The organism is Enterococcus sp. DIV0806c, from assembly GCF_051710905.1.
GTDB classification, from domain to species: Bacteria; Bacillota; Bacilli; order Lactobacillales; family Enterococcaceae; genus Enterococcus_B; species Enterococcus_B mundtii.
In genome coordinates this window covers 3106631-3129029 of record NZ_JBIOLO010000001.1, presented here as the reverse complement: position 1 = coordinate 3129029, position 22399 = coordinate 3106631, and the positions used below count along the sequence as shown (strand labels likewise).

General features: G+C 36.3%; 22 protein-coding genes. 20 read left to right on the top strand and 2 right to left on the bottom strand.

What is annotated here, in order from left to right:
• The first annotated feature begins 88 nt into the window (after positions 1-88).
• The 6 genes from rplM (at position 89) to IGK77_RS14435 (ending at position 5707) form a co-directional block, all read left to right on the top strand.
• Entirely contained in the window at positions 89-517 is a 429-nt protein-coding gene (rplM, locus tag IGK77_RS14460; RefSeq protein ID WP_153830627.1) for a 50S ribosomal protein L13, read from the top strand.
• Between the two features lie 15 nt (positions 518-532).
• Positions 533-925, top strand: coding sequence for a 30S ribosomal protein S9 (gene rpsI, locus IGK77_RS14455; protein ID WP_010733940.1), 393 nt, complete (start codon positions 533-535; stop codon positions 923-925).
• A 416-nt stretch (positions 926-1341) separates the two neighbouring features.
• Positions 1342-1524, top strand: coding sequence for a YlcI/YnfO family protein (locus IGK77_RS14450; protein WP_074800940.1), 183 nt, complete (start codon positions 1342-1344; stop codon positions 1522-1524).
• 63 nt (positions 1525-1587) lie between these two features.
• Positions 1588-3729, top strand: coding sequence for an HsdM family class I SAM-dependent methyltransferase (locus IGK77_RS14445; protein WP_074800937.1), 2142 nt, complete (start codon positions 1588-1590; stop codon positions 3727-3729).
• Positions 3730-3738: 9 nt separating this feature from the next.
• Positions 3739-5235, top strand: a complete 1497-nt coding sequence (locus IGK77_RS14440) for a hypothetical protein (protein ID WP_074800935.1) — start codon at positions 3739-3741, stop codon at positions 5233-5235.
• Positions 5236-5572: 337 nt separating this feature from the next.
• Entirely contained in the window at positions 5573-5707 is a 135-nt protein-coding gene (locus IGK77_RS14435; RefSeq protein WP_256209294.1) for a hypothetical protein, read from the top strand.
• 288 nt (positions 5708-5995) lie between these two features.
• Here the strand turns inward: IGK77_RS14435 and IGK77_RS14430 are convergent, their stop codons facing one another.
• Positions 5996-6463, bottom strand: a complete 468-nt coding sequence (locus IGK77_RS14430) for a hypothetical protein (RefSeq protein WP_081355939.1) — start codon at positions 6461-6463, stop codon at positions 5996-5998.
• 770 nt (positions 6464-7233) lie between these two features.
• Here IGK77_RS14430 and IGK77_RS14425 point away from each other — a divergent pair.
• From IGK77_RS14425 to IGK77_RS14385, 9 genes are all read left to right on the top strand, one after another.
• Positions 7234-7533, top strand: a complete 300-nt coding sequence (locus IGK77_RS14425) for a hypothetical protein (protein WP_074800932.1) — start codon at positions 7234-7236, stop codon at positions 7531-7533.
• Positions 7534-7563: 30 nt separating this feature from the next.
• On the top strand, positions 7564-8385 hold the full coding sequence (locus IGK77_RS14420) for a WxL domain-containing protein (protein WP_074800930.1): 822 nt from the start codon (positions 7564-7566) through the stop codon (positions 8383-8385).
• Positions 8386-8420: 35 nt separating this feature from the next.
• Positions 8421-9197, top strand: coding sequence for a WxL domain-containing protein (locus tag IGK77_RS14415; protein ID WP_074800928.1), 777 nt, complete (start codon positions 8421-8423; stop codon positions 9195-9197).
• 31 nt (positions 9198-9228) lie between these two features.
• A complete protein-coding gene (locus tag IGK77_RS14410; RefSeq protein ID WP_019722943.1) occupies positions 9229-9981 on the top strand; it encodes a WxL domain-containing protein in 753 nt (250 codons plus the stop codon).
• 226 nt (positions 9982-10207) lie between these two features.
• The gene (locus tag IGK77_RS14405) at positions 10208-11356 is read left to right on the top strand and encodes a DUF916 and DUF3324 domain-containing protein (protein WP_438713229.1); all 1149 of its coding nucleotides are present in this window, start codon (positions 10208-10210) and stop codon (positions 11354-11356) included.
• Positions 11357-11504: 148 nt separating this feature from the next.
• Positions 11505-12869 carry a helix-turn-helix domain-containing protein gene (locus IGK77_RS14400; RefSeq protein WP_177187686.1) on the top strand — a complete coding sequence of 455 codons (1365 nt, stop codon included), beginning with the start codon at positions 11505-11507 and terminating at the stop codon, positions 12867-12869.
• On the top strand, positions 12838-13326 hold the full coding sequence (locus tag IGK77_RS14395; RefSeq protein ID WP_074800921.1) for a hypothetical protein: 489 nt from the start codon (positions 12838-12840) through the stop codon (positions 13324-13326). Before IGK77_RS14400 ends, IGK77_RS14395 begins: the two co-directional genes overlap by 32 nt.
• A 35-nt stretch (positions 13327-13361) precedes the next feature.
• On the top strand, positions 13362-13523 hold the full coding sequence (locus IGK77_RS14390; protein WP_177187685.1) for a hypothetical protein: 162 nt from the start codon (positions 13362-13364) through the stop codon (positions 13521-13523).
• Positions 13516-14298: a class A sortase gene (locus tag IGK77_RS14385; RefSeq protein ID WP_074800919.1), complete on the top strand. Its 783-nt coding sequence runs from the start codon at positions 13516-13518 to the stop codon at positions 14296-14298. Before IGK77_RS14390 ends, IGK77_RS14385 begins: the two co-directional genes overlap by 8 nt.
• A 182-nt stretch (positions 14299-14480) precedes the next feature.
• Here the strand turns inward: IGK77_RS14385 and IGK77_RS14380 are convergent, their stop codons facing one another.
• Complete coding sequence (locus IGK77_RS14380; RefSeq protein WP_074800915.1) at positions 14481-15977, bottom strand: helix-turn-helix domain-containing protein; 1497 nt, start codon at positions 15975-15977, stop codon at positions 14481-14483.
• 359 nt (positions 15978-16336) lie between these two features.
• Here IGK77_RS14380 and IGK77_RS14375 point away from each other — a divergent pair, with 359 nt between their 5' ends.
• The 5 genes from IGK77_RS14375 (at position 16337) to IGK77_RS14355 (ending at position 22393) form a co-directional block, all read left to right on the top strand.
• Positions 16337-18658 (top strand): WxL domain-containing protein, encoded by a 2322-nt coding sequence (locus IGK77_RS14375; RefSeq protein ID WP_074800912.1) that lies wholly within the window; start codon positions 16337-16339, stop codon positions 18656-18658.
• 1043 nt (positions 18659-19701) lie between these two features.
• Positions 19702-21186, top strand: a complete 1485-nt coding sequence (locus IGK77_RS14370; RefSeq protein WP_074800910.1) for a BglG family transcription antiterminator — start codon at positions 19702-19704, stop codon at positions 21184-21186.
• The gene (locus IGK77_RS14365; protein ID WP_074800907.1) at positions 21176-21586 is read left to right on the top strand and encodes a PTS sugar transporter subunit IIA; all 411 of its coding nucleotides are present in this window, start codon (positions 21176-21178) and stop codon (positions 21584-21586) included. Before IGK77_RS14370 ends, IGK77_RS14365 begins: the two co-directional genes overlap by 11 nt.
• Before the next feature lie 30 nt (positions 21587-21616).
• Positions 21617-21928 (top strand): PTS fructose transporter subunit IIB, encoded by a 312-nt coding sequence (locus IGK77_RS14360; protein ID WP_019722933.1) that lies wholly within the window; start codon positions 21617-21619, stop codon positions 21926-21928.
• A gap of 15 nt (positions 21929-21943) precedes the next feature.
• Positions 21944-22393 (top strand): fructose PTS transporter subunit IIA, encoded by a 450-nt coding sequence (locus IGK77_RS14355; protein ID WP_071867927.1) that lies wholly within the window; start codon positions 21944-21946, stop codon positions 22391-22393.
• Positions 22394-22399: the final 6 nt, after the last annotated feature.

The window sequence follows — 22399 nt, the reverse complement described above, 5'->3', positions numbered from 1 at the left end:
GTTTGCCCCACAAAGAGCCCCGGAAACTCGAAGTGTATGTCAAACATCAGAACTTAAATTGGAGGAAACTAACGTGCGTACAACATATATGGCCAAACCAGGCGAAGTAGAACGTAAATGGTATGTAGTAGACGCAACTGATGTTCCATTGGGACGTCTTTCAACAGTTGTTGCATCTGTACTACGTGGAAAAAATAAACCAACTTTCACCCCTCATTTGGATACTGGCGATTTCGTCATTGTTATCAATGCAGATAAAGTGAAATTAACAGGTAAAAAAGCGACTGATAAAATTTATTACCGTCACAGCAACTACCCAGGAGGATTGAAATCAATCTCAGCTGGTGAATTGCGTGCTAAAAATTCTCGTCGTTTGATCGAAACTTCTGTAAAAGGCATGCTACCTAAAAATACTTTAGGCCGCAAACAATTTACAAAATTGAATGTATACGGTGGAGCAGAACATCCACATGCAGCACAACAACCAGAAGTTTTAGACATCACAAACTTAATCTAATAGGAGGGAATTTCATTGGCACAAGTTCAATATATCGGCACAGGCCGTCGTAAAAATGCAGTTGCTCGCGTACGCTTAGTACCAGGAACTGGTAAAATTACTATCAACAAAAAAGATGTTGAAGAATATATTCCACATGCTGACTTGCGTGAAGTTATCAATCAACCTTTCGGCGTTACTGAAACAAAAGGCGCATATGACGTATTTGTTAACGTAAACGGTGGAGGATACGCGGGACAATCAGGAGCTATCCGTCACGGAATCGCTCGTGCATTACTAGAAGTTGATCCTGACTTCCGTTTAGCTCTTAAACGCGCTGGGTTACTTACACGTGACGCACGTATGGTTGAACGTAAAAAACCAGGTCTTAAGAAAGCTCGTAAAGCTTCTCAATTCTCAAAACGTTAATATTCGCTATATATCGACGTTTCAAGCGTTTCGCAACTTAGTTTGTGAAACGCTTTTTTCATTATTGGTAATGCATCAAATTGTGTTGTTATCAGTTTTTTTCTGATATGTTCTCTGATTGTGTTGATTCAATTGTAGATTGAATTGATTTACTAGTAGCTTCTAGTAAGTGTTCACTAGTTGATGAAGTCTTATATCGGATATCCTTATTTGTAGAACATGAGCTCGATAATATTAAACTAATTCCAACTACTAATGCGATTTGCTTTTTCTTCATCGTTGTTTTCCTTTCAAGTTCTCTGTCTTTCCATTGTAGTCATTCCAACAATAATAAGTGTTTTTCCGCAATGCTAAATGCAATGCATATTTATTGTGCAAAATAAATTACAATTAATCAGGTCAGGAGGTAATGCTAATTGAGTAATTTCAAAATTAAACCTAACCGTAAAGAAACAGAAAACAAGACGATTAGATTCCCTGTACCACTTATAGAAAAAATTGAAGAAGTAATTGTAGAAAATGATGCAACATTTTCGAGTTTTGTTATTCAAGCATGCGAATACGCTTTGGAAAATATGGAAAGAAGTCAAGAAAAGTAAAGAGTGAATACATTATTAGAATATATTAATTACTAAGATTAAAGAAAATGAGGCGTTCGATTTATGGGAACTTTTGCAGAATCACGATTAAAATTTAGAAATGAAAATTTATCAAAGCGTTTTCTTCAACGTTCTTTAGTAACAGAAGATGGGAGCTTTAAAGATAATATTGAGATTAAAGATATTCACGGTAAACCAAATGAGCAATTTTATAAATGGGAATTTGTATATGGCTTGATTGATTCAGGTTTGTATAAAAGAGATTTAATTGGAACGGAAATATATTTCCCTAAAGGAAATAAAAATTCACAACCTATAAAAATTGATGCTGTAATCTTTGACGATAATGATTGGCTTGCTTTATATCAAGAATACAGAATGAATAAAAACCAAGATGCTTTAAATAAACTACGTAAAAAAGCAGTTGTAATGATTGAATTTAAAAGAGAAAATGATAAAACAATTGACCAAGTATTTAATTCTCAAATTAAAGCAACAATTAAAGAATCAGATTCTTCTTTTGTGATGGGAGTTTACTACAATGAAGGTAGACTATATCTTTTCAAGAAAGACCAAACGGGTATTATTACAAGATATGACAATAGTAAGAATTTCCTCAATAGCCAACGTATTTTAGAACAATATCAGTTAGAATTAACTGATCCATATTATATGATACCAAGTTTTGCTGAACTGGACAAAAAAGTAAACGGAGTTGATCTTGAAAAGAAAAATTTGAAGATAGAAGATCTCGATATTGTTGATAAAATCTCTGATGAAAATCTAAGAAAATCTTTGAACAATATTTTACGGCAGTTAACAGAAGATAGTTTGTTTAACGAAGAAGGTTATATGTTGTTAATTCAATTGCTTGCTGTAAAGATTTTTGACGAACACGAATCGGATAAATATGGTCAAGTATTAAACTTTCATATTTCACCGGATGAAGAAATGGTAGGAGGTAATATTTCTGATCCCGAAGTTCAAACATTTATTAATAGGTTAAAGATTATTTTTACTAATGCTAAAAGACAGTATAAAAATATTCTAGCTGAAGAAAAGATAACGTGGACGAATACACGTCATGTACGTGTAGCTCAAACTATAGTGAGAGAATTTCAGCGTTATGCATTTACTAAATCTGCCCGTGGTGATTTATATCAATTAGTATTTTATAATTTCGCAACTAGATTCAAAAAAGAAGAAAATGCACAATTTCTAACCCCGATACCAATAATAAATTTTCTAGTAGATATGGTTAATCCTAAACGCAGCGATACAATTTGTGATCCCTGTTGTGGGATTGCGGACTTCTTATCAGTTAGCTATGCAAATTCTGATTTGAGATTAAATGATAATAACTTGTATGGTCTGGATAATGATTATAATATGACAGTTTTAGCGCAGCTTAACATGCTCCTGAATGGTGATGGGAATGCCAATATATTCTATGCAGAAGATAAAGGATCAATCGATCATAAATTAACCACTAGTGGAGATATTATAGCTTTGAACCCTGATTATAATCTAAGTGGAAATTGGGATAACAGACCAGATGGAACAGAGTTGATGAAATATGATGTTATATTAACAAATCCTCCATTTGGCAAGGGCAGAAATCTGGACTTTAAGAAATATGATGATTTACGTGTAGCTAAATTTTATGAGACCTATGATAAATATATAGAAACTAATCCTAAAGATGGACTAGATCTAGGGGTTGTATTTCTTGAAAATGCTGTGCGCTCAATAAAACATGGTGGACGATTTGGTATAGTTTTGAGTAACAGTATTGCGTCAAATAAAAGCTTTGAGTTTGCGAGAGAATGGCTATTAAATCAAATTCGTATAGTAGCACTCGTTGATTTACCAGCAAATATATTTGCTGAGACGGGTGTAAATACGACAATAATTATTGGATATAAGCCGAGGAATATAGGTAGAAATACCATAGAACATTTAAAAAATGATGATTATTCTGTTTTTGTTAGAGAAGTTAAAAACGTTGGATATACCAAAAGAACCGCAAGTAGAAATGTAATATTTGAAAATGATTATAAATTAAATCCACAAACATTTGAAACTATTATAGATACTGAAACTGGTGAAAATGTTTTAAATGAAGATTTCACTAAAATTATTGATGAATTTCGTGAATGGTGTATGCTACAAGAAGATGAATTGAGAGATTGTTTTCTGGATTGAGGTGATATAATGGAAGATATTATAATTCCTAAAGAGATAAAGATAAGTGATATAGTAAAGGGCAAAACAAATTTATCTCCGAATAATTATAAAAAAATTGGTGTCCGGGCTAAACGTACAATTAAAATTCAAGATTTATTGGAAACTATTCCTTTTGTTAGAGGAACAGAGCCAGGAGGGTCTTCTTATCTTAAAGATCTAGTTTCTAATGTAAAATTCGTACGTAATAGTTGTATTGATAAATTAAATTATACTGTTCAAGTTCAAAAATCGTTTTTTTTAAATGAAAATAAAATATCTTACAATGAAAATCAATTGTTGCAAGATGATGATGTAATTGTCGCTACAGATGCTAATATCGGAGATAGTGCTATTTTCTTTAATGATGATAATTGTTCATGTCTACTATCATCAGGTATGATAAAATTGAACGTGAAAAGTAACATTAATAAATACTATTTACTTTCTTTTTTAAAGGATAGCTATTTTAATATTCAATTAGATTCAATAACTCCAAAAGGTTCAACCATAAGACACTCAGGTTCTAATTTATTAGAATGTTATATACCATTTCCTGAAGAAGATGATTATTGGGTCATACAGATAATTGAAAACTTGACAAAAAACATTATTTTTTCCGAAAGACGAGCTCAAAAAATCCAAGAAGAAATTTTTAGTATTTTTGATAAAGAATTAGAAACAATTTTTGTAGAAAAACCTTTTATAAAAGCTTCTAATCTGTTATCGGCTAAAAGAATTGATGCAGGTTTTTATTCTGAAGAGGTGCAGAGCTTCTTTAGCAAAATTGAACAATTTCCTGCTGGTAATAAGACTTTGGAAGAATTGGGATATAGAATTAAACGAGGTCCATCACTACAAAAAAGAGATTTAGGAAGATCAATAAAAACGGAAGTATTTCAACCTAATTATTCTTTGCTAATATATCCTAGTGATATCTCTGACTATGGATATATTGATAAAACTGTCTTTTTAGGAGCAGCTGGGAAAGTTTGGTTTTTAGAGGAGAATGATATTCTGTTTTCAGCTGAGGGAAATGTAGGCAAAACATTTGCAATATGTGACAATTCTTTAAGATTTACAACTAATATTCACGGAATAATTATAACTCCACTCGATAAAGGAAATGTAAATTTGAAAAATACTATTTTAATAAGTACGTTTCTAAATTATATGAAAAAAAGAGGTATAATGGATAAATTATCAGTAGGTGGACAAGGTGGGAGTTTTGCTGTTCAGTACTGGGATATCTTAAGGTTTCCTAACATAGAAAACGACACTATAAATAAAATAACTGAACTCTATTTTAACGACTATATAATTCATCCGTTTGATTTTAAAAAATCTGAAATAGATAAATTGGGAATATACGAAATTAGTAAGCTAAGAACGATCTGTAATTCGCTTTTAAAATTAATTATAAATGATATCAAAGCTGATACACTCAAATCTAAAAATTTCTATATTGATAAGCTAAAAGATATATAATTTCAATAATTATTTTAAGTCACGCTAAATAAGCGAGTATTCTATTTCGGTTCGCATGTTTTTGTAAAAAAATTGACACCAATGTGTTCAATTATTCTGAAAATCAATGAAATATTTGTAGCTGAAAATCATCCGAAACATTGATACTAAAAGGTTTTTAAAGAATATTTAAGGTTCAAATAATCGAACTAGGTCTTAAGAAAGCCCGTAAAGCTTCACAGTTCTCAAAACGTTAATATATCTTTATATCAACATTTCAAGGCGTTTCGCAATTTACTTTGCGAAGCGTTTTTTTTTGGGGGGGGGCTCTTATATAAGTAAAGTTGGTGAGTTCAAATTGGGAAAATTTCATCGAGAATCAATCGAAGCAGAAGGAAGCGACTGCAAAAAAGATTTAGTCAAGTTAAAGAATGTAGGCTATATTTATCGGATTGCTCCGCCATCATTTGTTTTTCACCGCCAAATGAGCTGAAATGGCGGTGAAAGAATTCTATTATCATGAGTTGAAAAGACTTTCTTTTAGTAATGATCTGCTGAATATCCTAACTAAGATTCTTGAGTATAAAGGAAAGCAGTAGATGTATATCACGACAACGAATAGACGTTTGAAGCAAATCGCGTCAGAAAAAGTTAAGTCTCGTAATCGGGATGGTTACGGATTCATGTCAGTTATAAAACATTCGAGTAGTGCCGAGTAATATTTTAACGTACACAAGAACCTTTATAGTGCTAGGTATGCTCTGGTTTTTTATTCTTTAAATCATTCAAAAAGAGAGCGATTCTCAAAGTTTGAAACATAGTCTAAAAAATAAATATCTCTAGTATCTAAATGTTCTTGTTCGATCCCTTGTTGTATTCTAAAGTCGATAGCTAATAAATTGCAATTTGTTTCCATAATCCCGAGTGACTCCTCGAAGATAATATAAATTGTTTCTTTCTTTAATCCAGGGAGTGTGATTGGATTTTTTGCATAAGACTGATAATAGATGTTGCTTTTTGAATTGTCTGCTACATAAAATAGCTGAAATTCGATCGTTTTTTCTTTTCGATCATAGATCGAGTGAAGGACATTGAGCTTTAACATTTCAAGATGTTCTTTATAAATAATGGAAATAGGGGCCTCTGTTACATTAACTAGTTCTTTCAATGTGGTTAAAGGTTCGTGTCTCGTTTGCACGCAATGTATTTTTTCTTGATATTTTTCAAAAAGAAAATCCTTATCTAACACTATTCTTTCCTCCCAAATGGTATCAATATTTTTACTTGGTCGTTCGTTGGATAGCGGTTACATATATAGGGTACAGGTATCAAATTAGATACTAATGTGTGAATAATATTTTTATAGTTAATATAACGAACGGTATTTTTAATGAGTTAAATAATGGTATAGCTTATGATAAAAACAAAAGTTAATGACTATTGAAAGTGGACATAGTTCCTTTTTTAGAATATCATAGCAAACAAATACCGTACCTATGTTTCTATTTTTTACGACTCATAAACAAAAATCACTCATTCACAAATCCCCACCATTTCCCACAAAAAACATCATTTAATGGAAGAATTTTTTTCTATCAACAGTTATCTATACAGTTGATAAAAATTAATTTTTCCATTCTTTTTTTCATTATTTTAATTATTTTTTCTAATCTATACTCACTGCTTTTTTAATAATATGAAATTGGACAATACCAATTAAGCTTTGTTTATAAGTGTTTTAAAATTATTTAATTTATAAAAAAACTATAGTTATTAACTTGATTATACAACTAAAATGGTTATTTTATATTTTTTTTCAAATTTTATATAAGAATGGATCGATAAAATGTTGTATATTTTTCCAAGGATTTTCACGAGTGTATCTTGTTGTTTAATTTTTTTTCAGGAACTGAAATAAAAATAAGATGAAGTGAAAAATAGAGGAAGGTATGATAAACGCAGTTCTAAAAAAGGAGGTAGAAGAAGCTGTTTATAGGGAGACGAAAAAGAGTCGCTTCTTTGGTTTTGATTTTGCTATTACTGACTAGTAACGTAACCATTGGTCGAGCAGATAGTCAACATTATGGAAGTTATGGGGAGACAGGCTTTTATGGTAAATATGAAAAGAAGACTTTCCCTGATTCGAATGATTTAACAGAAGATGAGAAACAAATTCTTTCGACATCTCCTGATGAACAAACGAAAATACCGGCTGCTGGTGATGCTTCTAACGAGGGGATGTATCTTTTATCTTTGATCACGATAGTAGCAAGCATCATTTTATACCTGAAATTGAGATTAAATAAAAATATTAATTAACCAAAAAAGAAAGGAATATAAAAATCAAAAATGAAAAATATTAAAAAATATTCTTTAGCAATTATTGTTGGCGTTGGGATCATTTCTACATATGGCACAACGCTGGTCGGTGCAGCTACTGCTGGACAGTATGATTCAAAATCTTCAGTCGAATTCAAACAAGGAACGACCGTTACACCTCCGGTTGATCCGGAAGATCCAGATACAAGCATTCCGGTAGTACCGATTGATCCAACTGATCCGACAAATCCTCCGGGACCTGGTACAGGTGGCCCATTATCAATTGACTTTGCTTCATCTTTAGCTTTTGGTAAACAATCCATTTCATCAAAAGAAGAGACTTATTATGCACATCCTCAAGCATTTGCTAGTGGAAAGACTGCTGAGAACTATGTACAGGTAACTGATACACGTGGGAATTTTGCGGGATGGACATTGTCAGTTGCGACAGATTCACAGTTCCATTTAGATACTGTCGATCCAACGGTGACCGATGAAGGTAGCGCTGAAGTGGGGGATTACTTGACAGGCGCACAACTAGCCTTTAGTGGTGGTCATGTGAACACAGAAAAAGGAACGGATTCATCGATTTATCCTGAAGAAGTAAATACAGGTATGTACAATGTTTCTACTGCGGCTACAGTGATTGTATCTGCGGATAAAAATCAAGGGATGGGTACTTGGATCTATGGTCTAGGTAAACCAACTGATTATGATTCAACAGCGACAACTGGAGATGCTGTAGCAACAAAATCACCAATTACGTTATGTGTACCAGGTGCAACAGTGAAAAAAGCGGGGACTTATACGACTAATCTTAATTGGACACTATCCGACACTCCAGCAAACTAAATACATTCAGATATTTTCTAAGGAAGGAGGATTAGATGAAGAAGTTTTTATTAGCAAGCGTACTTTCCACATTGTTTATTGCTCTATGCTGTCAAATGGTTTATGCAGAGCAGCACGATGATATAGGAGGGTATGATGCGGTAAAATTCCGATCATCAAAAGAACCGACACTTCCTGTAGATCCTACCAATCCAGAGATTCCAGTTGATCCGATGAATCCTGATGGCTCTAGACCTGAGCCTGGGACCGGAGGCGCGTTATCGATTGATTTTGCTAGTAGTTTGGATTTTGGGATAAATAAGATTTCCAATAAAGACGAGTATTATGCTGCGCAAGCGCAAAGGTACTTCAATGATCCTAGCTTGATCACACCGAACTTTGTTCAAGTGACAGATAATCGTGGAACATTGGCTGGCTGGACGCTAAAGGTAAAAGAAACCCACCAGTTCCGTGCAGAAGAGGCTACACAATACAAAGAACTAACTGGGGCAACCTTGTTTTTTCTGAAACCCAAGCTGGTAAGTAACAGCAATTCCCCGCAACCTACTGCTTATGAAGTACTAGGAATGGTTCCGAATCAAGAAAGTATGATCACTAGCGCTGAGATTGATCAAGGCGCTGGAACATGGGTTACACGCTGGGGAGATATGACAGATTTATTCGAAAAAAAGGAAATAATTGAAGGAGAGGAAGTAAATACAACCTTTACTTCTGCCATTCAATTGTTTGTTCCTGGAGCGACACCTAAAGATCCAGTGAGCTATCAAACAAATTTGGTCTGGATTCTTTCAGATCTGCCAACAAACAAATAACAATATCGTCAACTTAAAGGAGAAAATTCACATGAAAAAAATCACATTATATACTACAGCTTTACTAGCAACAATGATCGCAACTGGCGTGGCTACAACAGTATCAGCAGACGAAGTAGCATCATATGGTGCGTATGGTTCAATCAAATATACTCCATCAGCTAGTGTAACTGACCCAATTGATCCATTGAACCCAACTCAGCCGGTCATTCCTGAAAATCCTGATCCAACTATCCCAGTCGTTCCAGGTACGCCAGGACCATTATCGATTGACTTTGCTTCATCATTTGATTTTGGTACACAAGAGATCACATCTGTAGACAAAGTTTACAATGCAGCCGCTCAAAAATACAAAGATGCAGCTGGAAATGCCAAAACTGGACCAAACTACGTTCAAGTAACCGATAATCGTGGTTCATTAGCTGGATGGGGTTTAACAGTCAAAGTAAGTGATTTTGCTTCAACAGATGCGGCTACTGCTGGTAAAGCAGGTGAGATTTTAGAGGGCGCTAAAGTTTATTTGACTAATGCATCGATTGTTTCAGCATCTAAAACACCTGCTGATAAAGTAAAAGCAATTACAACGTTAGATCCAAATGTACAATCAGACGTAGTTATGGGAGCAACTGATGGAAATGGTGCTGGAACAAGCTTAGTAGACTTTGGTTCAGATACAACAAAAGATTCATCTGTAAAATTAGAAGTTCCAGGTGCGTCAACAAAGTTAGCAAGTGACTATAAAGCAACAATGACTTGGTCATTAAGTGATACACCAGCTAACTAACAAATTTACACACACACATGTTAAACCAGAAATGTTCGACTTTGGAAAGTGAACGATGAACTCGAGAATCCCCCCACTTTTTTCGTTGTCCTTATCACTTTTTGAACAAGGCATTGTTGGAAAAATTCAGCTTCAAAAAGAAGAGAATGTGTCAAAGGCTTATCCGAATGTTGGGCAAGCTTTTGACACAGCTTTTCTATTTATAGAAATTAAGGAGAGAACAGCAATGGTGAAAAGGGCAAAATTTTATTTAATGACGTTCGTAATGGTAATGACGATGGTGATAGGTAGTAAAGTCGTCAAGGCAAATGAGTTTCAATTCTCAATGACACCCATCTTACCGGAAAACCAAGCAGAAGAGGTCTCTTATTTTGATTTATTGATGACACCTGGACAGAAACAGACAATCCATGTATTACTGGACAATTCAACAGATAAAGTGGTGACGGTTGAAGCAAATGTAGCAAGTGCAACGACCAATATCAATGGTGTAGTGGAATACAGTCCAAGTGAAAACAAAATAGATAAAACGTTAAAGTTTGATTTAGCGGATCATGTAAAGATGCCGAAGGAAGTAGTCTTACAGCCAAACTCTCAAACAGACGTAGCCATCGAGGTAACGATGCCATCTGAAACATTTGATGGTGTAATCGCGGGTGGCTTGACGTTCAAGCAAAAATCTTCTGAAACGGACTCTTCTTCAAAAGATAAAAAAGGGGTTTCTCTAAAAAACGAATTTAGTTACGTAGAAGCACTATTGCTGCAACAAACAAAAACAAAAGTTGCGCCCTCATTAACTTTGAATCATGTGACTCCTTCTCAAGTCAATGCTCGGAATGTCATCAATACGAATCTTCAAAATTCAGAAATGGGTTATTTGAATCAAATGAAAGTGGACGCAACAGTTACCAACATCGATGATCCAAGTATGACGTTCACTTCAGTCAAAGAAATGATGCAAATGGCGCCAAATACCAACTTTGATTACCCTATTGCAATCAGTAATCAAGGGATGTTGGATAGTGGTAATCCATCCAAACCGATGAAGGCGGGGACGTACCATTTAGCCATGGATGTGTATGGGCAAAAAGATCCTAGTGGAGAGTATGTCCAAACAGAAAAAGATCAAGAAGGCAAAGAAACGGACGTTCATTATCTCTACAAATGGCATTTTGAAAAAGATTTTACGATTACTGCTGAAAAAGCGAAAGAATTAAATGCAAAAGATGTGACGATCGAAAAAGATAATACTTGGATTTACTTCTTGATTGGGGGCATCCTTCTAGCGTTGCTTGCCTTCATCTTATTCTTTATTTTATGGAAACGACGCAAAAAGAAGGAAGAAGACGAAGAAGATAAAATCTCATTGCCGTAAATCAATGCTGTCAATTAGAAAATGGTGATACAAAATGATGTTGGAATTTCTAGATAAAAAATCAATAGGCAGACTGAAATTACTCTTTTATTTAGATGCCAATGCTTCTATTCCTCTGTTACAAGCGACTGTGATGGAGGAACTGAAGATGAATAGATATGAGCTTGAAAGTTGTATAAAAGATGTCCAAGAGGATTTGAAAGAGTTTGATTTGACGGATCAGTTCCTCATAGAAACCGGAGTAAAACCGAAAACTGTGAAATATACGCGGAAAACATTTGCGAATATCTCTTGTTTGATCAGTTGTTATGCGAGTCGAAGTACCTTGACTCCTTTGATAAAGGCTGTACTTATGGAACAAGTGGAAAATACCTTTGATTTAGAAGACGTATTATATGCTTCCAGAGCAACGGTTTATAAGATCATGTCAAAAGTAAATGAGCTGTTGAAGATTTTTGCAATAGAGATTTCTAGCGGTTGTCAGTTTATCGGTAAAGAAAGAGATATTCAATCGTTTTTATATGGCTATTATTACACGCTATACGGAGTAAATGCCTATCCTTTTACTGAAAGCATGAAAGAAGAATTAAGTGAAATCATCAACCAGCTTCGCCAAATCACGCACTTTCTTGAAGAGGATCTTTCAAATTCACAACAGGTAAAGCTATTATATCGCTTATTTGTTTTGAAGGTGCGCAACTATTTTGGCCATCAAGGAGAAATAACTGTATCTACTGTGCAGAATGAAGGACTGGTACAAAAGATCATGACGGTTTTAAGTCCGTATTTTCAACATTTGCAAGAAGCAGAGATTTACGAACTTTTGTATTTTATCGGCAGTGAGAATTTGTCGTCGTCTTGTAGACTGATAGAAACAGAAGTGATTACCTCTCTCAATGAAAAAGTGATCAGCAGTGTCATTGCAGAATTTCAAGACGTTGTTTCATGGGGTGAAACGCGTGAGGTAATCGATGAGCTTTCGCTGATCCATAACAAGCTGATTTTTCAGAAGCGTACAAACTTTGAAAATTCAATGATTCAACATTTTTCGTTTATCAAAGAAAACTATCAGTTAGCTGAAGCGCTCGCTTATCGAATCGTGCAAGAATTATTGGAGTTGGAATGGTGTGCAGAGACAGTTCGAGCAAATTACCATGAGTTAGCAAAAGAATATATTTTTCTTTTTTTGGCAACTTTACCGATTGAACTTCTTTCACCAAAAGTGAGGATCGCCATTGATTTTTCTTTTGGAGAAAGTTACAGCCGCTACATTCAAGAACAAGTGGAGGCTTTTGGTAAGTTGAATATTGAATCTTTTGTAGGAGAATCAGAGGAAACAGCGGATATTTGTATTTCAGATATGTTGAAGTTGCAAAGTAAGCGACATCAAGTGATTTGGTTATCTCCTCCTACAGCTTCTGATTGGGAAAAATTAGGTGATTTGATCGTAAGTGTAAAAATACAGAAGTGTGGGAAGAATCATGAGAAAAATTCAGAAAATATCTCTTCGTAGATTTAGTAAAAGCTATCTTTATGCCAGTTTATTTTTTGCTCTTATTATTCATGGAGATCGTACGATTGCTGCAACGGAGGAAGAGATACTTAATCCAATCAATCCTTCAGAGTCTGTTTCTCCTAAAAATCCGGAACGTGTGTCGCTTCCAGATGAAGAAACAACGCCTTCTTCTAAAGAAGAAAAAGCAGAGAAAAAAGCGCCACGAGCTCAAGAGGAATCTACAAAGAAACATGAGAATAAGACAAAAGTAGTGAAAAAAGAGGATTTTTTTCATCCGGTGGAGCGTGTGGTCCTAAATAAGAGAAGCAAATCGACCGCTGGAATGGGTGAAGACGCAAGAGTGGGAAAAACAAATACGGGGATAATGCTAGCAGCTTTGTCTGGAAAAATGCTCTTTGGTATGGGACGGTTAGACGGGGAAAGCTACGTCACCAAAGAGATCAAGCGCTACTAGTAAGAATGAATCGATAAAAACAGGGATGATGTTTGATGATAAAAGTTTGTTTTAAAGCAAGTTTCTTTAAAGGAACGGAAGATCTAAAAGGGTGGATGAACGGTGGTCTAGCCGATAAATTACAAAGCGCGCACTTGACACAGAAATCTCTTGAAGGGATCAAATATTCGATGGATCAAGGGAACTATGATGGCTGATTGGAGGAAAAGGAGAGGTCGTTCAAACAGTCAAAGATTGAAGATACTGATCAGCATCTTAGTACTACTTGCTGTAAGCCTGGTTGCTGTTCCTTTCTCCAAATATTTTCTGATAGCGACTCATTCACAATTGGCGCGCACAGCGATCCGCTACCAGGTGCCAGAAAATGTTCCACCACCAGAAGAGGTCAAAGCATTGAATATCCAAGATGTCATTGGAGCGACGCAAAAAACAAGCGACGTTGCTATCGGTCAAATCGTTATTCCTAAAGTAGAGATTTCACAACCGATATTTCTTGGTTTGACAACAGACCATCTGATTGATGGAGTAGTTAGTTTGTTTCCTCAGCGTGAACCAGAGTTGGGTTCACTGACACTAATCGGTCATCACGCAGGCGCTTATCAGCTACTTTTTGCTCGAATCGAAGAATTGAAGAAAGGTGATTCGATTTATATCCAGTATCTAAATGATTACTATCAATACAAGGTGGAAAAAACATCGTTGATCAAAGAAACAGAAGTGGACAAATTAGCTGATAGAGGCGCAGAGATTCTTTTTCTAGTTACTTGTAGACAAGAAGAGCAAACACCTTACCGTATATTCGTAGAAGCCAAAAAAGTGCATGAAGAAAAAGCACTGATCGAACCATTTGAACAAGAGGCAGAAGTCGTCAAACAAGCGAAGGATAAACAATATCTTATTGAATTTATCCTGCCGCTTTTGCTTATAGTTCTTGTTGCTATGTTATTCTTGATTTTCGTCTGGCGTACGTAACTGAGTACTCTCCAAAAAATTATCAACGTTACTGCCCTTTCGTTTGATAAGCAGTTAATTGATCGTCATTTTTGAACATCAAGATTTTAGCTAGAGTAGGAGGGTGTGACAGAAGCGCACAACTCCGAGGAATAAGCAGCAAAAACCGAAAATAGCTTCTCATATTTTTGGATTTTTGCTGCTTATTCCTTGATTAAATGACCAAATTGTTTTTTCGTACGGAAATTATCAACGAAGTTCACTATTTCGAGCCACTGGAGTGGAGTTGGTTTGACACCGATAAAATAAATTTCTGCTTTTGGATTGATTTCCTGTCCTTCTTTTAACGGAAAATCACAAAAGATGATTTCGGGCCATTCATCGTATTCCACCACGTCGATGGGTCTAGGATTCAGTTTTGTTAAGTAACGGACAAGTTCTGTTTTATGGAGCTTACCGTATTTAGTCAGTATGGCTACTCTCACTGAATCTAGCTGTTCTTCAAGGACCCACGATACTAGTTGGAACAACGAGAAACGGAAGGACTTGCTATTGAAGATCCGTTGCCATTGTTCTTCTTTTAAGGGAAGTTGAGGAATAATCTTGTCTACGATTTTAAAATAATGCTCTTTTGTTGGATCGTCATAATAGAAGTACTCCAAGTCAGAGTAAGGCGGCACGTAGCTATCACTTCCATAACTGAGAAAATAGGTCACTCGATAAATCATGTTGAGAGAGAGAAAACTTTCCTGTGGGCCTGTCAATCGTCGTTCCGTTTGTTGAAATAGCTGATCAAAAATCGATCGTTCGAGCTCTTGATAATCCTCTGTATAAAAGTCGCGAAAAGATGGCAACTCGTCCTTTTCATGATAAGTATAAGTCGGCACGACAGTGAACACATAGTAAAGGTAATTGAGCTCTGTTTCATTCAATGTTTTTTTGAAAAAACGACCGGCTATTTCTTTTGATTGTAGTTGTTGTTTGAAAACGTCATAAGTGATCAAAGGATTTCTAACTTCTTTGATCGTGGTGGGTAAGCTAGTGATCGTATGCCCATTATTTATTCGGTGTTGCGTGATTTTCATAAATAAGTAGAGTTTACGGATATCTTCGCGAGAATGCATGGGTAAATATTCGTGGATCATTGTCGCAAGTGCTTGGAAGCTTTCAGGATATTCAGGGATGATCGGCTCTCTTTCATCATGCAAATGCCAGAAGAGTTCAAAGAAAAAATGACGGACACGGTATTCCTCCCCACTGATTTTTTTCTTAAACAACAAATATTCAAGGGAATGTTCACCTAATAGCGTTCGTACAGGTTTCAGTTTAGGTAGCACACTTTGCTGGTGCATATGAACGGATTCAGAAAAATGGGATAAATTTTGAAATTCTTCTCTATAAATAGAGAGTAAGAATTTAAATCCTACAGTTTCTTTAAACAGCAGAATATAGACTTTAAGTAATAAAAATTCTTTTGAAAAACGGATGGATAAGCCATGTTTATCATAGTTGAAGTCAAAAGTTGGATACTGTGCTTTTATTTCTTCTACTCGGTGGCCGATTGCTTTGTAACGGTATTCTGAAATGTTCAGTGCTTCTTGAATACTTTTTTTGGGATAATAGTCTTTTTTATTTATATAACAGTATTGGAAAAACTGGATAATTTCATTTTCTTTATAATTAAAAAAATATTCTCTCATGACTTCACCTCCACTGTGTTTGGAACAAATTAAAATGGAACGTTTCTTATTCAATATTATATCTATATATTACGAGAAAACCTACTAAATAAATTAAATGACTAAAAAAACGTAGATAGCTGTAAAACGTTCTTATGCTTTTTTCTAATTGAAAAGTGTTCGTGAGAATAACCATGAATTTTTTTCATTTTTTTACAAAACAATCATAACAATAGCTGTTACTTTTTTTGCTACTATAAATCGAGAAAAAATTATTTATTATGTATAGACTGTGAAAATAGAAGTGCTGTCTTCAACAAGATACGGTGTACTTTTTCTTATAAGTGCGCAACCACCTCAAAAGAAAGAAGAGAAAATGGATGAATAAAAAGAAAACAATCATATCAACAATTATTAGCGGGTTCGGTATCGTTGCTCTATTGCCCTTTTTGAGCAACTATTTTGGAGATCAAGTTGAAGCGGCAACAGTTATTTCCAGTACATTGACGCCCGGAAAAAATACAGATACTGGCAATCATACTTTGGATAGCACCTTTCAACAAAATCCGAATAACTGGACGATGTTAGCAGGGGATAGCAAGTGGTGGCAATGGGATCCTTCGGGAAACAATTATTTATGGTTGGCCAAGTCAGTTAAAAATTCATGGGTGTATCAATCGATCAGAGCAACACTTGATTTTTCTAAACCTTTAACAATCAAAACGCCCTATTGGTATGATAAAGCAGATATCTGGAAAATGGGGGATGCTTCGGGCTTCTTTTTAACTCCGGTAAATAACGATATGATCAAGCAAAATGCACCAAATGCAACGGGACAGAAGTTAGGGATCGTTGGCTTAAAAGATAGCTTTTTTGTCGGTCGTGATATTTGGTACAACAGTGCATTTGATGGGCCAACGGGTACCAATAAAGGTCAGGATAAAATCGAGATTCGGAAAACAGATGCAAATGGTGTCATCGAGCAATCAAGTTCCTCTACTATTCCATGGGTAGAAGCGTCTGCACCCTTACAATTCCAAGGGTCTGGAACGACTCGTTGGAGTTCTGAAACGCAAACACTGAATTGGTCGGATATTGTAGATAATAAAAATGGCACTTATACTGGCAAGCTGTCGCTTACTTCTACGCCAGACATTGGCTATAACAATAATGGCGCATACGGTGCAAAAACTATTTCAAGAACAATCACCATTAGAAAAAACATTTCATTTGGTAGCGTGGCGATCACAGGTAACAATACTGGAGTGATCCAAGGTGGGAATGCTTCCAAAGGAGCTTCATTTATAGCGACTCGTGGTACAGTCACATTCCCAGTGAATTTTATTGATGCAACGACGAATGAACCAATCAAAAAGGTAGAAGCAGCTACAATCACTGCGAATGTGGGTGACAAGATTGGTGTAACAAATGGTTCAGCAAACGCCTCGGACAATTTTACTTATCAGGCGCCAACCTTTACTGGGTATAGTTTTTTGAGTGGGGGTTCAATCACGGTTGCTAATTATGACGAATATGTCAAAGCTAATCCCAATGGAATCAATGTTTATTATACGCCTATTGATGAGAAAGTGGATTTCAGAACCTATTATCTAAAAGATACACCAGGAACTGGGGTCGTAACGGACCCGATTACGGGATTGCCTGGTGGCCATCCTTCGTCCACTCTGTCGTTTACAGCAGGCTCTGCGGTAGAGTTACCTATGGCTAGTCCGCCATCGTTCACCGATAAGTATGGTGCGACATTCCCAACGGTACCTAAGTTAAGCGTACCAGCAGGGTACAAATTGGATCACGTCGTGGCTCCTGACGGTCAAGGTGGGAAGACATACCCGGATATTGCTTCAGCGGTTGCCGCAAATTCAACATTTGATGATATAGCCAACAATCCCTGGGCGAATTATTTTACTATCTATTTAGCTAGCGATGCTGCGTCAGCTAGTTTTTCCTATAAATATGTGGATGGTACGAGACCGAATGTGCCTGATCTACCTGTGATTCCGACTGAAACAGGTGTCACCGGTGGAGTCATCAAAGATCCTAGTGAGCAGTTACCTGAACTTCCTGCTGGTGTCACAATCAAAGATGTGACAGCACCTGATGGAAACACGTATGGAAGTTTGAGTGAGGCTTTGGCCGCTGATGCGAATAAGTACTACCAAGCAGGCACGGTAGCTTTTACTCTAAATGTCACAGCGCCGCCAGCTATGCCAACGCTTGATGAAGTACCAACCGTTGAGTTTGGCACACAGACATTGAAATCGGGAACTCACTCATACGCCAGTGAGACACAGACGGGTTTAAAAGTCACCGATGAATCATATACAAACAAAGGTTGGCACGTTACAGCATCAATGTCACAACAATTTACGAGTGATACAATGGCTGATTTGGAGACGGCACCGTTCGGTACATTCTTAAAAGGTGCAAGTATCAGTTTTCATGCAGGCACTCTAAACACAACGACAGGGAATACTGCAAAAGCACCTCAAGCGCTTGACTTTACATTACAAGAAGATGGTGCTGCGGTTTCTGTCATGGATGCAGCGACTGGAACTGGTCAAGGTGCTTGGGAGTTAAATTATGAAGATGTGCAGTTGAAGGTCGATGGCGATAAAATAGCGGTAGGAAAACTTTACCAAGCGACCATTAATTGGTCATTGAATGATGTACCAGCAAATTGATGAGAAATACCGTTTCCTACTACTATTGGAAGCGATGATTCTCAAAAAAATCTATATTTAACAATCAAAAAATTGAGGTGGGACGGAAGGTTTTAATCTCAATAAATAAGGTGATATCCACGAAAATCATTGGAATTTTTGTGGATGTCGCCTTATTTTCATGGAAGCTATCTCTGTAACAGTTTGTTTATCCGATAGTAAAGACATTACGTGATTTGTGTGTCTACTTGTTTAACTTATTTGTTAATCATGGCTGTGGTAAGAAAGTTATCTTATTTAATAGTGATAGTTATTTTAAGGCTGTGAGGTTGTTCAAGTGGTTTAAGTTGGAATCACGAGTAAATCAAGACAATTGAGGGGAATAAAATCTCTTATCAAAAATATTTCAAAAGGATATTTTTGATGTTCGCTTTAAAATTGATGATCAAAATGTTATGTTTTCATATAGTTATCTTTAGTATCAAAAAATGTAACTATTTAGTTTTTAAAAAAGCTGACCTTCAACAGTAAGCTGAAAAATCAAAAAATATGAAAAGCTATTTTCTGATTTCCCATCTTACTGCTCAGATCAAAACGCTTTTCTCACAACTTAGATAAACGGTGTTCAAGGAGCAACACTTCGGTCATAAGCCAGAAACATCAAAAATGAAAGAGCCATTTTCGATGTTCCTGACTTATGCCTTAGTGCTGACCGATCCTTTCACAACCTGATAAACGGTGTTCGAAATCCAGCTCCTTCAATAGTAAGTCGAAACGTGAAAAAATATGGAAAGCTATTTTCCCACGTTCCGCCTTACTATTCGGAGCTGAACGGCTTTCTCACAACCTGATAAACGGTGTTCAAGAAGCAACACTTCAATAATAAGCCAAAAAAATCAAAAATGAAAAAGCCATTTTCGATTTTTCTGTCTTATTACTCAGTGCTGACCGCTTCTTTCACAACCTTGTGTAACCGAATACATTTTGTCCGCTGCAAGGGACATTATGTAGTGAAGCAGAATAAAAAAAATCGCTTATGATAAAGATACAGGGGGGATAGAGCTATGACTAGTCAAATGGATCGAGGGAATAAATTAACGCTTCTTTTATCAAAGCAAAGAGATTATGTTACTGCTGAAGTGTTGGCAGAGTTAATGAGTACCTCTACCAAGACGGTCTACCGCTTGGTTAAAAAAATAAATGATGAGTTTCCGAATGGGCCACTGATTTTGTCTGAAAAGGGTCGGGGGTACAAACTTGATTATGAAAAATATATTGCACAGACGAACCAAACAATTGTGTCTTCTGTGGAAGTTCTACCGTCAGAACGGCAAAATAATGTGATGGAAGAATTATTATTATCCTCGCCTAAAGCACTAAAAGTCATTGATTTGTATCAAACCTATTATGTTGGTGATTCAGCGATCGCGAATGATGAAAAAATCATTGCGGAACGGATTTCAGCGTATGATCTGCAATTGATTCGCAAAAATCGGACATTAGCCATCGAAGGAAAGGAAGAGAATATCCGTCGAGCGATCACTGAGTTGATTCAACGATTGAATATTTTCGATATTGATGAAATCGCTCTATCGGATGAATTTGCGTTTAATCGTTACGATGCGAATTTTGTCATCGAACAGATCAAGCTGATTGAAAAGAAATTAAATGGCACGATTCCTTACCCATATAATATCAATATTTTCTCCCATCTATACATTGCGGTACGCCGCGCAAGAAAAACGAATTATCAAGCTACTGGAGAAAAATTAACGATGGAACAATTACAAGTTTTAGATAATGAATCTTTGATTCGCGATATTGCCATCGAAGTGATCCGCCAAGTGGAAGTGTATTTGAAAACGAAATTACCAGTAAGTGAGATCTACTATCTCTATCAATATTTACTTTCTTCCAGAACGGATAATAACCAAGCTAAAACGCAAACGTTTACAGAAGAAGTGTTGGAGATTACTTCTTATTATTTGTACCAAGTTGGTGAGAAGCTGAATCTCAATGTAGCGAATGAGATGATTTTTACAGATCTTGCTAATCATATCAAACCCTTGATCAATCGATTGCGTCATCAAATCAGAGTGAAAAATAGTTTGTTGGATCAAATCCAATTAACGTATGAAACGATTTTTAATGCTGTCGCTGAAGTGTCTGAACAGGTGAGTCAAACGTTTCAGCTACCAACAATCACGCCTGATGAGATCGGGTTTATCACCTTGTATTTTGCACGAATCATCGAGACGCACCAATTTCCGATCCAAACACTGATCATGTGTACAACTGGCGTAGGGACTTCTGAATTATTGAAAGTGAAGTTAGCCAAAAAATTCCCGGAATTAGAAATCGTAGATGTGATCAGTACTAAAAATTACCAATCGGTGTTAGAAAAGACGCCAGGAATCGAGTTGATTTTAACGACAGTTGGGTTGAAAGAAGCGTTTCCTGTTCAATCTCTGATCGTTAGTGCGATGTTGACCGCTGATGATCAGTCAAGAATCCAAAAGAAAATCGAGGATATTTATCATGATAGATAATTTCGTGGAAACATTCGATCAGATTGCATTAACGTCAAAGGCAGAAACCTATGAATGGGTCAGTCAACATGTCTTTCCTGCTTCAAAAGAAGAGGCACAAGCGATCCAACAGGCATTGTTTCAACGAGAAGCGGTAGGAGATATCCAAATTGAGGAAGGCGTGATTTTACCTCATCTTGAACATCCAGCGTTAGCCAAAACACAGGTCTGGGTGATTCGTCCCCAACAGCCAATTACTGAATGGTCGGAACGAATCTTACAAGTGGAATTGATCATCGTTGTCTTACTAGCAGAAAACGAAACACTGGCAGTTAAACGACAGCTTGCTGATTTTATGCGAAAACTGGCTGATCCTGACTATCTAGATGAATTGAAAGCAGGTAATTTCACAGAACGATAAAAATACTATCAAAAATTGGAGGAACCAATAATGAAAATCGTTGGAGTAGCAGCATGTACAGTGGGTATTGCCCATACGTATATTGCACAAGAAAAATTAGAGAATGCAGCGAAAAAAGCGGGTCATGAGATCCATGTCGAAACCCAAGGAACGATCGGCATTGAAAATGAATTGCCACAAGAAGCCATCGATCAAGCCGATATCGTGATTCTAGCAGTGGATGTCAAGATCAGTGGACGGGAACGTTTCGAAGGAAAGAAAATCATCCAAGTACCAACAGAGATCGCGGTAAAATCACCAAACAAATTAATCGAAAAAGCAATGGAAGTTGTCAGTAACTAATGAGGAGTGAGGAAAATGGAGATCAAAGAAATCATTGATCCAACAATCATCAAAACGAACTTAAACGGAAAAACGAAAGATGAGGTCTTGTATGAATTAGCCAATCGCTTATATGAACAAGAATACATTACGGATGTCGAAGCATTTGTGAAAGATATTTATTTGCGAGAAGCGCAAGGTCAAACAGGGATCGGTAATTATATCGCTATTCCACATGGAAAAAGTGCGTATGTGAAGAAGGTCGGTGTGGCGATCGGGGTGACCGAAAATGAAATCCCTTGGGAAACATTAGATGGTAAGGGCGTGAAAGGGATCATCTTGTTTGCAGTCGGAGACGATACGGAGGGCGCGCAAAAACATTTAAAATTGTTGTCCTTATTTGCCCGTAAGTTAGGAAATGATGAAGTGGTGGAACGTTTAATTGCTGCAAGAGAAATCGATGAAGTAGTTGCTGCATTTGGCTAGAGAGTG

What these genes read in the sequence shown, in the direction of transcription:
- IGK77_RS14390 (WP_177187685.1), top strand. Translation starts at nt 13,362, where the DNA reads ATGATAAAAGTTTGTTTTAAAGCAAGTTTCTTTAAAGGAACGGAAGAT.
- IGK77_RS14445 (WP_074800937.1), top strand. Translation starts at nt 1,588, where the DNA reads ATGGGAACTTTTGCAGAATCACGATTAAAATTTAGAAATGAAAATTTA.
- IGK77_RS14420 (WP_074800930.1), top strand. Translation starts at nt 7,564, where the DNA reads ATGAAAAATATTAAAAAATATTCTTTAGCAATTATTGTTGGCGTTGGG.
- IGK77_RS14400 (WP_177187686.1), top strand. Translation starts at nt 11,505, where the DNA reads ATGAATAGATATGAGCTTGAAAGTTGTATAAAAGATGTCCAAGAGGAT.
- IGK77_RS14360 (WP_019722933.1), top strand. Translation starts at nt 21,617, where the DNA reads ATGAAAATCGTTGGAGTAGCAGCATGTACAGTGGGTATTGCCCATACG.
- IGK77_RS14380 (WP_074800915.1), bottom strand. Translation starts at nt 15,977, where the DNA reads ATGAGAGAATATTTTTTTAATTATAAAGAAAATGAAATTATCCAGTTT.
- IGK77_RS14385 (WP_074800919.1), top strand. Translation starts at nt 13,516, where the DNA reads ATGGCTGATTGGAGGAAAAGGAGAGGTCGTTCAAACAGTCAAAGATTG.
- IGK77_RS14410 (WP_019722943.1), top strand. Translation starts at nt 9,229, where the DNA reads ATGAAAAAAATCACATTATATACTACAGCTTTACTAGCAACAATGATC.
- IGK77_RS14365 (WP_074800907.1), top strand. Translation starts at nt 21,176, where the DNA reads ATGATAGATAATTTCGTGGAAACATTCGATCAGATTGCATTAACGTCA.
- IGK77_RS14395 (WP_074800921.1), top strand. Translation starts at nt 12,838, where the DNA reads ATGAGAAAAATTCAGAAAATATCTCTTCGTAGATTTAGTAAAAGCTAT.
- IGK77_RS14375 (WP_074800912.1), top strand. Translation starts at nt 16,337, where the DNA reads ATGAATAAAAAGAAAACAATCATATCAACAATTATTAGCGGGTTCGGT.
- IGK77_RS14415 (WP_074800928.1), top strand. Translation starts at nt 8,421, where the DNA reads ATGAAGAAGTTTTTATTAGCAAGCGTACTTTCCACATTGTTTATTGCT.
- IGK77_RS14370 (WP_074800910.1), top strand. Translation starts at nt 19,702, where the DNA reads ATGACTAGTCAAATGGATCGAGGGAATAAATTAACGCTTCTTTTATCA.
- rplM (WP_153830627.1), top strand. Translation starts at nt 89, where the DNA reads ATGGCCAAACCAGGCGAAGTAGAACGTAAATGGTATGTAGTAGACGCA.
- IGK77_RS14355 (WP_071867927.1), top strand. Translation starts at nt 21,944, where the DNA reads ATGGAGATCAAAGAAATCATTGATCCAACAATCATCAAAACGAACTTA.
- IGK77_RS14440 (WP_074800935.1), top strand. Translation starts at nt 3,739, where the DNA reads ATGGAAGATATTATAATTCCTAAAGAGATAAAGATAAGTGATATAGTA.
- IGK77_RS14405 (WP_438713229.1), top strand. Translation starts at nt 10,208, where the DNA reads ATGGTGAAAAGGGCAAAATTTTATTTAATGACGTTCGTAATGGTAATG.